At 71.4% G+C, this 9,940-nt stretch carries 8 protein-coding genes; 3 read left to right on the forward strand and 5 right to left on the reverse strand.

Annotated features, from left to right (window positions below; all coding sequences use genetic code 11):
- Window positions 1–76: 76 nt before the first annotated feature.
- Both rsmH and mraZ read right to left on the reverse strand, forming a co-directional pair.
- The gene (gene rsmH / locus AB0O34_RS34795; RefSeq protein ID WP_363922898.1) at window positions 77–1,048 is read right to left on the reverse strand and encodes a 16S rRNA (cytosine(1402)-N(4))-methyltransferase RsmH; all 972 of its coding nucleotides are present in this window, start codon (window positions 1,046–1,048) and stop codon (window positions 77–79) included.
- Between the two features lie 289 nt (window positions 1,049–1,337).
- The gene (gene mraZ, locus AB0O34_RS34800) at window positions 1,338–1,769 is read right to left on the reverse strand and encodes a division/cell wall cluster transcriptional repressor MraZ (RefSeq protein ID WP_358554804.1); all 432 of its coding nucleotides are present in this window, start codon (window positions 1,767–1,769) and stop codon (window positions 1,338–1,340) included.
- Window positions 1,770–2,200: 431 nt separating this feature from the next.
- Between mraZ and AB0O34_RS34805 the strand changes: the two genes are divergently transcribed.
- Genes AB0O34_RS34805 through AB0O34_RS34815 form a run of 3 tightly spaced genes read left to right on the forward strand, consistent with a single transcriptional unit; the run spans window position 2,201 to window position 7,037 of the window.
- Window positions 2,201–3,277, forward strand: coding sequence for a MoxR family ATPase (locus tag AB0O34_RS34805; protein WP_363922900.1), 1,077 nt, complete (start codon window positions 2,201–2,203; stop codon window positions 3,275–3,277).
- Window positions 3,277–4,557, forward strand: coding sequence for a DUF58 domain-containing protein (locus AB0O34_RS34810; protein WP_363922902.1), 1,281 nt, complete (start codon window positions 3,277–3,279; stop codon window positions 4,555–4,557). Before AB0O34_RS34805 ends, AB0O34_RS34810 begins: the two co-directional genes overlap by 1 nt.
- The gene (locus tag AB0O34_RS34815) at window positions 4,554–7,037 is read left to right on the forward strand and encodes a DUF3488 and transglutaminase-like domain-containing protein (protein WP_363922904.1); all 2,484 of its coding nucleotides are present in this window, start codon (window positions 4,554–4,556) and stop codon (window positions 7,035–7,037) included. The genes AB0O34_RS34810 and AB0O34_RS34815 overlap by 4 nt, the downstream gene beginning before the upstream one ends.
- A 114-nt stretch (window positions 7,038–7,151) precedes the next feature.
- On the opposite strand, the gene AB0O34_RS34820 is transcribed toward AB0O34_RS34815, so the two are convergent.
- The 3 genes from AB0O34_RS34820 to AB0O34_RS34830 form a co-directional block, all read right to left on the reverse strand.
- Window positions 7,152–7,541: a DUF3040 domain-containing protein gene (locus AB0O34_RS34820; RefSeq protein ID WP_363922906.1), complete on the reverse strand. Its 390-nt coding sequence runs from the start codon at window positions 7,539–7,541 to the stop codon at window positions 7,152–7,154.
- 147 nt (window positions 7,542–7,688) lie between these two features.
- The gene (gene dinB, locus AB0O34_RS34825; protein WP_363922911.1) at window positions 7,689–8,918 is read right to left on the reverse strand and encodes a DNA polymerase IV; all 1,230 of its coding nucleotides are present in this window, start codon (window positions 8,916–8,918) and stop codon (window positions 7,689–7,691) included.
- Window positions 8,919–9,011: 93 nt separating this feature from the next.
- Window positions 9,012–9,773, reverse strand: coding sequence for a methyltransferase domain-containing protein (locus tag AB0O34_RS34830; protein ID WP_363922908.1), 762 nt, complete (start codon window positions 9,771–9,773; stop codon window positions 9,012–9,014).
- Window positions 9,774–9,940: the final 167 nt, after the last annotated feature.

Genomic DNA, 9,940 nt, shown 5'->3' on the forward strand with positions numbered 1-9,940 from the left:
GCGCGCGCGGGCCTCTCGCCGACGGCGGTCGCGCCGTAGCCGCTGCCGGTGTCTTCGGTGATCTCCTTGTCAACGCTCATTCCGGCTCCCGGATCCTCTCTGCAGCCCGCAACCTGGCCGAGGCAGCGCGCGGGTTGCGCGCGACCTCCTCCTCGTCTGGGAGCTCGGCTCCCCTCGTCACCAAGCGGAACCTCGGCTGGTGGGCCGGCAGCGGGACGGGCAGCCCCGGAGGGCTGGTGTCCCTGGTTCGCGCGGTGAGGACCTGCTTGCTCAGCCGGTCCTCCAGTGAGTGGTAAGAGAGCACGACCACGCGCCCCCCGACCGCCAGTGCATCGAGGGCCGCGGGAAGCGCCCGTTCGAGAGCGGTCAACTCCCCATTTACCTCGATCCGTAACGCCTGGAACGTTCTTTTTGCGGGGTTTCCCCCGGTTCGTCGGGTCGCGGCCGGGATCGCCTCACGGACGATCTCGGCGAGACGCTTGGTCGACGTGATCGCGCTCTCGGCGCGCTCCCTGGCGAGGAAGCGCGCGACGCGGGACGCGAAGCGCTCCTCGCCGTAGTCGCGCAGGATGCGGGTCAACTCCCCCTCGGAGTAGGTGTTGACCACCACGTCGGCCGTGAGCTCCTGCTCGGGATCCATCCGCATGTCGAGCGGGGCGTCGTAGGAGTAGGCGAAGCCGCGCTCGGCCTCGTCGAGCTGCGGGGAGGAAACGCCCAGGTCGAACAGGACGCCGTTCACCCGTGGGAACCCGGCGCGCGACAGCACCTCGGGAAGCTCGTCGGAGACCGCCCTCACCAGGGTGGTGCGCCCGGAGTACGGCGCCAGGCGCGCGGTGGACCGCTCTATGGCGGTCGGATCGCGGTCGATGCCGATCAGGTGAAGGTCCGGATGCGCGGCCAGCAGAGCCTCGGCGTGACCGCCCAGGCCCAGGTTGGCGTCGACGAGCACAGGGCTCGGACCGGCGAGCGCGGGAGCGAGGAGCTCCAGGACGCGGCGGAGCATCACCGGAACGTGCCCGCCCGGCTCGGCATGATTTTCGACATGCATGGTCAAACCCCCTTTGCCGCAATGGTTGTGTCTGCTGACCCCGGGACACTACCTGCTCGCGGATATGCGGCTTTTGTACCGTCTTGTCGCCGGTGGGCTCTCGCCCCACCCCTGTCGACGGCTCGTCCGGCCAGGTCCCCATCCGCGTCCCCTCTTCGGGCCCCGCCACCTGACACCGGGGAAGGTGCATCAGCTGGCGGCGGCGCCGTGGTGACCGGGAGCCTTCCCGGCACCGTGGGAGCGGGTGGAGACCTCGCCGAACGACGTCTTCACCGACGAGTCGACCGTTTCAAAGGACTCCTGGCAGCACCTCCTCCGACAGCTCGGAGAACGCCTGCTCTTGGTCGGCCAGGTAGGTCTCCCAGGCCGTCGCGTCCCAGATCTCCAGCCGTGTGTTGGCCCCGATGACCGCACAGTCGCGCCGGAGGCCCGCGTATTCACGCAGGCTCTGGGGAATGGTGATCCGCCCCTGCTTGTCGGGCGTCTCGTCGGAAGCACTCGCGAAGAAGACACGACTGTAATCGCGGACGGCCTTGGCTGTCACAGGCGCGGTGCGCAGCGCATCGGTAATGCGCTGGAACTCCTCCACGGGAAAGACGTAGAGGCACCGCTCCTGGCCCTTGGTGATCACAAGACCCTCCGCCAGCTCCTCACGGTACTTCGCCGGCAGGAACAGTCGTCCTTTCTCGTCCAGACGCGGCTGATGGGTGCCGAGGAACACCGGCCCCACCTCCCGCGCCATGTGGAACGGCTGGCGCATGGACCCCAGCCCCTCCACTGCGCACCACCATACTCCACTTCTCCCCACCGTCAACTGATTCAAACGGTATTCGACCGGGGTTCCGCTCGCGTTTACGCAGGTCAGAGAGGTGGAGCGGAGTGGAGCGCCAGAGGGGCCCCGCACACGCGCACGGGCGTGTCGGCGGCCGCCATTGACACGTGTGAGCCACCCCCGCCGGGGATGGCGGAAAGGGGAATCCTTCGGTGGGGGAAAGTGGGGAGCGGGACCCGCCCCGACGTCGTCTTATGTCACGGGATTCGAACCTCGGCGGGACGAGAACACGACCCCGGAGAAGAACACTGAGGCTGTTCACCCGAAATATGACGGAAAGTCGCCCGGGAACCCGCGGCATCGTAGTGTCGGTGAGCACAATGAAGAAGGAATCGCAAAGCCCCCCGCATAACGATCCCGGCGCGGGGCTGCCGCACCCTCATGGAGGCCCAGTGGGAATAACCCACGATGTCGGACAGGAGCTGGAAGGTCTGGTCGCCACGGCGCATCGGATCCGTGAGGCGATCGAGTCGGTGATCGAGGGAAAGAGCGACGTCGTCCGCCTGACCCTCACCGTCATGCTGGCGGAGGGGCACCTCTTGATCGAGGACGTGCCGGGAGTCGGCAAGACGATGCTGGCCAAGGCATTGGCGCGGTCCATCGACTGCCCGGTGCGCCGCGTGCAGTTCACCCCCGACCTGCTCCCCAGCGACATCACGGGCGTCAGCGCCTTCAACCAGCAGTCACGCGAGTTCGAGTTCAAGCCCGGCCCTGTCTTCGCCAACATCGTGGTGGGCGACGAGATCAACCGCGCGTCCCCCAAGACCCAGTCGGCCCTGCTGGAGTGCATGGAGGAGCACCAGGTCACCGTCGACGGCACGACGTACCCCCTCGAGACGCCGTTCATGGTCATCGCTACCCAGAACCCCATCGAGATGGAGGGCACCTATCCCCTCCCCGAGGCCCAGCGCGACCGCTTCACCGCGAGGATCGCGATGGGCTACCCCGAGGCCGCCGCCGAGCTGGAGATGCTCGACGTCCACGGCGCCTCCTCGCCACTCGACAAGCTGGAGCCCGTCGCGACGACCGCCGAGGTCCGGGCCCTGATCGACGCCGTGCGGGCGGTGTACGTCTCCCAGTCCATCAAGAAGTACGCCATCGACATGGTCACGGCCACCCGCCAGTCCCCCGACCTGCGCCTCGGCGCCTCCCCCCGCGCCACGCTCCACCTCGTGCGCGCCGCCCGCGCCCACGCCGCCCTGTCGGGCCGCGACTACGTCATCCCCGACGACCTGCAGGACCTGGCCGTCCCCGTGCTCGCGCACCGCCTGCTCCCGAGCCTGGAGGCCCAGGGCCAGCGCCGCCGCCCCGAGCACGTCATGGCCGACCTCGTGCGCCGCGTCCCCGTGCCGGAGAGCCGGGAGAAGGGGTTCGACGGGGCGGGATCGCGGCGGTGATGGCGGGGCTCAGGGCGCTCACCTCCCGTGGCAGGTCGTTCCTCGCCTCGGGCACGGCCGCCCTGCTGTGCGCGCTCGCCCTCGGGGAGCACGACCTGCTGCGCGTCAGCGTGCTGGTCATCGTCCTGCCGCTGCTCGCGGCCCTCGTGGTCGCGCGCACGCGGTACCGCCTGAGCTGCGCCAGGCGGCTCGACCCGGGCAGGGTGGCGGTCGGCTCCGACAGCACGGTGACGCTGCGGCTGGAGAACGTCACGCGGCTGCCCACCGGCCTGCTGCTCATCGAGGACACCGTTCCCTACGCCGTGGGCACCCGTCCCCGGTTCGTCCTCGACCGGGTGGAGTCGCGCGGCATCCGGGAGATCGACTACAAGGTCCGGTCCGACCTGCGGGGAAGGTTCCCGATCGGGCCGCTGTCGGTCCGCATCGCCGATCCGTTCGGCCTGGTCGAGCTCACCCGGGCGTTCAACACGACCGACACGCTGATGGTGGTCCCTGAGGTCGTACCGCTCCCGCACATCCGGCTCTCGGGTGAGTGGACCGGCGGCGGCGACAGCCGTACCACCAGCGTCGCGTCGGCCGGGGACGACGACATCGGCCCCCGCGAGTACCGCCAGGGCGACGACCTGCGCCGGGTGCACTGGCGCTCCACCGCCCGGTACGGCGAGCTCATGGTCCGCCGCGAGGAGCAGCAGTGGCAGAGCAGGGGCGCCCTGCTGCTCGACACCCGCAGGCACGCCCACCGCGGCGAGGGCCCGCGGTCGTCCTTCGAGGTCGGGGTCTCCGCGGCGGCGTCCATCGGGGTCCACCTGGCCCGCGAGAGCCTCGGCCTGCGGCTGGTCACCGACCAGGGCGCCCAGCACCTCGCCGACGGCGGCGCGGGCAACTCCCTGCTCGACGCGCTCGCCGTCGTGCGGCAGAGCACCGCGCGGTCGCTGGAGTCCGGCATCACGGCGCTGCGCCAGGGCGGGGGCGACGGGCTCATCGTCGCCGTGCTCGGCGACCTCGACGCCGAGGAGGCCCAGGCGCTGGCGCGGCTGCGCCACGGCGGCGTCACCGGCGTGGCGGTCATGCTCGACGTGCGGAGCTGGCAGCAGACCCCCTCCCACCACCCCGCCGTGGACGAGTCGCATGAGACGGCGCGCGCCGTGCTCGCCGGCTCCGGATGGCGCGTCGTACGGCTGCCCGCCGGTACCTCGCTGGCGTCGGTCTGGCAGGACGCCGCCCAGAACAGCAGGTACACAGGGCCGCAGGACACCATCACGGCAGGAGACGCGGCATGAGACTCCCGATCGCGGCGGGCCTGGCAACGGCCGCGGTGTCGATCACCCTCTACCCGCTGTTCAGCGGGGGCACCTGGTTCTGGACCGGGATGGGCGCGATCATCGTGGTCACCGCCGCCTCTGCCCTGACCACGCGCCACACCGTGCCGCGGTGGCTCGGCCCCCCGCTGGAGCTGTTCCTGCTGTGGATCTACCTGACGGTGGTCTTCGCCGGCGACGAGGCGTGGGCCCTGGTGATCCCCACCAAGGACTCGGTGGTCGCCCTCGCCGAGCTGACGCGCGCGGGGTTCACCGACATCCCGCAGTACGCAGCCCCGGTGCCGGCCAATCCCGGGATCTCCCTGCTGACCGCGGGTGGCATCGGCCTGATCGCCCTGCTCGTCGACCTCCTCGCCGTGCGGGCGCGCCGCGCCGCGCTCGCGGGGCTGCCGCTGCTGGCGCTGTTCACGGTCCCCGCGGCGGTGATCTCCGATCCCATCGCCTGGCCGGCGTTCCTCATCGGCGCGCTCGGGTTCGTGGGCCTGCTCACCGCCGACGGGCGCGAGCGCCTCAGCCACTGGGGCCGCGCCGTCCTCGTACGCCGCTCGCGCAGCACCGGCGCCAAGGTCCAGACCGACGCCGCCCCGCTGTCGCTGACCGGCAAGCGCATCGGGTTCGCCGCGATCGCCCTGGCCATCGGGCTTCCGGCGGCGCTGCCGACCCTCCAGCCCAACCCGCTCTTCGGCTTCGGAGTGGGGTCGGGAACGGGCGGCGGCGGCAACACGATCACGATCCCGAACCCGATCGCGAGCCTGCGCGGCCAGCTCACCCAGCCCGAGAACGCCACGGTCCTGACCTACTCCAACAGCGACAACATCCCGCGCTACCTGAGGATGTACTCGCTGGACACCTTCGACGGCGAGCAGTGGACCATGTCGCAGCCGAAGGGCCGCCCGGAGAACCGCGTGTCCCAGGGCCCGCTGCCCTCTCCCCCCGGCCTCTACCCGACCGTCCCCCTGAAGGTCGTCACGACGCGGATCACGGTCAGCGACGACGTCGAGAGGCTCAGCTTCCTGCCCCTTCCCTATCCGGCGACCCGGGTGCGGGTGGAAGGCGACTGGCGGGCCGACGAGAGCACGCTCATGGTCTTCTCCACCCATGACACGGCCGGCGGCGTGGCCTACGACGTCGCGAGCGAGGAGCCCCAGCCGACGCCGGACGGACTGAAAGAGCTGACCGAGGCGCCCTCACCCGAGGTGAGCGGGCGGTACCTCCAGCTGCCGCCGGATCTGCCCCGGCAGATCGCCGTCGCGAGCGCCCGGCTGGTCGACGACTCGGACACCCCGTACCAGAAGGCGGTCAAGCTCCAGTCGTGGTTCACCTCTGGCGGGGGATTCGCCTACAGCCTCCGCACCCAGGGCAACGGCACCGAGGCGCTGCTCGACTTCCTGCGCAACCGCACGGGCTACTGCGAGCAGTTCGCCGCCGCCATGGCGGTGATGGCCCGCACGCTCGGCATCCCGGCCCGCGTGGGCATCGGCTACACCGGCGGCTCCTTCATCGACGGCGCGTGGCAGGTCCGCACCCACGACCTGCACGCCTGGCCGGAGCTGTACTTCCAGGGCGCCGGATGGCTGCGCTTCGAGCCCACCCCTTCTGGCGGCCTCGGCCAGGCCACGGCCCGCGTGCCGGACTACTCCCGCCCGCCCGTCTCGTCGGCCGCGCCCGGCGACGGCGCGACCGCGAGCCCGACCTCGAACCCGGACTCGACCGACCTGGCGGACGGCCTGGCAGGAAGGAACCGGAACCCCCGTGACCCCGACACCGGCCTGCCCACCGGCCCGATCATCGTCGACCAGAGCCTGTCCGTGCCGGCGAAGATCGGCATCGGCTTCGTGGTGCTGCTTGTGGTCGTGCTGATCCCGGCCGCCTGGCGGGCGGCGACCCGTTACCGGCGCCGGCGCGCCTGGGCCTTCCAGGAAGCGGCGGCGGAGAGCCTCGTACAGCAGGCGCGCGCGTTCGACGACCGCCCGGAAAGGATGGAGCGTCTCGGGCACGCCGTGCACGCGACCTGGCGCGAGCTGATCGACACGCTCCACGATCTCGGGCTCGGGCACGAGGCCAGCGAGACCCCCCGCGCCCTGGCGAGACGGCTCACCGAGAAGTACGAGCTGGACGCGGAGGGCGCGGCCTCGGTCACGAGGATCGCCTCGGCCGAGGAGCGGCTGCGCTACGCGCCCACGCCCGGCCCGGCCGGCTCGCTGGCCGCCGACATGCGGCGCGTGCGCCGGGCGCTCAGGGCGACGGTGTCGCGCGGGCGGCGCCTGCGGGCGACGCTCCTGCCTTCCTCGACCCTGCTGAGGGTGAGAAGGGCGGGCGAGAAGGTGCTCGACGGGTTCGACAGGCTGGAGACGCTCCGGCTGTGGCCGCGCCGAGACCGTCCGGAACCGCCCGCCGGGCAGGTGGCCGGGGAACACGTGTTCACCGGCTCGCCCCGCTGATCCCGGCGGGGGCCCGCCGGCGGACGTGCCTCATGGCGGCACGTTCGACGACACCAACGGCGTCCGGCCGCGGGGACGGCGGACGCCCACGGCGGTCTCCCGCCGTGATGTGGATCAGCGCTCGTCGCCCCTGCGGCGCCAGCGCTCCTCCATGCGTTCCATGAAGCTCTGCCGGCCGGCACGACGCCGTTCCGGCTGCCCCGGGGCACCCGGCCTGGCTTCACCGCCGAACCCGTTCATGCGTTTCCAGCTGGACAGACCCCACAGACACGCGGCGAGCATGACCACGAAGCCGCCGACACCGAGTGGGATAATCGGTGCCACGACGCCGACCATCAACAGGACGACACCGAGGACAAAGCCGATGGAGGCTTTCACCAGGCGACGTTTGTAGTGGTTGCGTGGATCACTGATCCGAACGGTATTGGCCCACTTCGGGTCCTCGGCGTAGAGGGCCTGCTCGATCTGGTCGAGCAAGCGCTGCTCGTGCTCAGAGAGCGGCACGGCGCCTCCCAAGGACGGCCCCTTGACGGGGAAGACGGCAACGGGCACCACAGGGTGTCCGGACCTCGCGGTCGGTTATCCCCAGAATACGAGGCTGTAGACGTAGGCGAAAGAAAACGTCCAACGTAGACCAAACCGGAGGTGACGTCATAGATCTATTCCATCAAACGGAGGCCGTACAAGCGACGCCGGGCGGACCGCTTCGGGACCGAACCTCCGCATCGCCTTGTCCATCGCCATTTCGGCCTCCCGCCAGCCTGTTTCGCGCTCTCCGAGGCCGAGCTGGCGGGTCGCCGTGCCCGCCGGACGTAGGTTCTCCACCCTCACACCGACCAGCCGGAGCCGCACGCGCTCGAGTCCGGCGGCCCCGTACAGGTCGCAAGCAGTGGCATATATCTCTTTCGCAACATCTGTCGCCTCGCGGAGGGTGCGGGAACGGGTGATCGTCGTGAAGTCGGACCGGCGGAGCTTGACGCTGACGGTGCGGCCCACGTGACCGCCGCTCCGCAGGCGCGCGGCGACCCGCTCGGACAGCCTCAGCAGCTCGCGGCGGATGGCCTCGGGATCGTCCACGTCGTGGGAGAAGGTCTCCTCGGCCCCGATGCTCTTGTCGGGGACATGCGGGGTGACCCTGCGGTCGTCGCGCCCCCAGGCGAGGGCGGCCAGATGCGCGCCGACCGCCCCGAACTCGCGCCGCAGGGTCGAGGGCGGCACGTTGGCCAGATCTCCCACGGTCTTGATACCGAGCCGCACCAGGGCCTGCTCCGTGCGCTCCCCGACGCCCCACAGGGCCGCGACGGGAAGCGGGTGGAGGAACTCCACCACCCCGTCGGCCGGGATGACCAGGAGGCCGTCAGGCTTGCAGTGCCGGGAGGCGAGCTTGGCCACGAACTTGCTGCTCGCCACACCCACCGAGCACGTGATGCCGTGACGCTCGGCGACCTGGGCGCGGATCAGCGCGGCGATCTCGGCGGGCGGCCCCAGCCTGCGCAGGGCCCCGCCCACGTCGAGGAACGCCTCGTCGGACGCGATCGGCTCCACCTCGGGGGTGATCGCGTGGAAGATCTCCATCACGCCCTTGGAGACCGCGGAGTACTTCTCGTGGCTGGGCGGGATGATCACGGCCTGCGGGCAGAGGCGGCGGGCGCGGGTCATCGGCATCGCCGAGTGCACCCCGTACGCGCGCGCTTCGTAGGTGGCGCTGAGCACGACCCCGCGAGCGCCGGTCGCCCCGATGATCACCGGGGTGCCCTTCAGCTCGGGACGGTCGAGCAGCTCGACGCCGGCGAAGAAGGCGTCCATGTCGACGTGCAGGATCGGGCACCCGGTGTCGTCGGCCAGCGGCGCCCGGCCCGGGCCATGGCCCTGCCCTGGCACCGACCGCAGGACCTGCTTGCGCGACACAGGGGCAATCCTAACCGAACAGGCGTTCTACCGGTGGCTTCCGCCCGCGACCTCCACCTGTGGCGCTCATCGGTGACCGAGAACGTGGAGCTGGGTGGCGATGTCGCGGAGCACGGGATGGGCGGCGGCGGCCTGCTCCAGCGCGATCAGCGCCTGAGCGGCCCCGGGCTCCCCGTCGAGCAGGCGGCCCGGCACCAGGTCGGCGAAGACGCGCACGCCCCTGGCCTCTCCGGGGGTGAACCCGGCGGCCGAGAGCAGATCGGCGAGCGCCTCGCCGCTGAAGCGGCGGGGCGTCGGATCCTGGTCTCCCCACCTGCCCGAGGGATCGGTCAGCGCCTGCCTGGCCTCGTCGAAGTGGCCCGACAGCGAGCGGTGGATCGCCGTGGCGACCGGGTTGGCCGCGAGCACGCTGATGACCCCGCCCCGCCTCAGCAGGCCCACGACGGCCGACAGCGCGCTCTGCGGATCCTCGACGTACTCAAGGACGCTGTGGCACAGCACGAGGTCGGCGCACCCGGGCTCCAGCAGGTCGCGAAGGTCGGCGGCGTCGCCCTGGATGCCCTTGACGCCCACCCCCGCCTCGGCGGCCCGCCGCTCGAGGCCCGCCAGCGAGTCGGGGCTGGGGTCGACCACGGTGACCGCGTGGCCGAGCTCGGCGAGCGGCACGGCGAACCCGCCGGTGCCGCCTCCGGCGTCCACGATGTCGAGCCGCTCACGCCCGGTGGCGCCCGCCCGCTCGGCCAGCACGGCGCGAAGCGCTTCCCATACCACGGCGGTGCGCACCGCCGGGGAAGTGGCCGCCTGGCGTGTGGCGCCTTCGGTGCGCAACTTCAGCTCGCCTCCTTGAAGGATGTCGGTCCGCCCCAGCCTACGCCGTGGGCGCGGCGTCCCGGCTGATCGCCCGTCCCTGAGGAGGAGGGGCCGGCGGCGGGCGCGAGGTCTCGCGTTCAGGGCCTGGAGGACCGCTCAGGCTCAGGCCTGACAAACCAGACTCA

It is taken from the genome of Sphaerisporangium sp. NPDC088356, from assembly GCF_040685555.1.
Lineage (GTDB): Bacteria > Actinomycetota > Actinomycetes > Streptosporangiales > Streptosporangiaceae > Sphaerisporangium.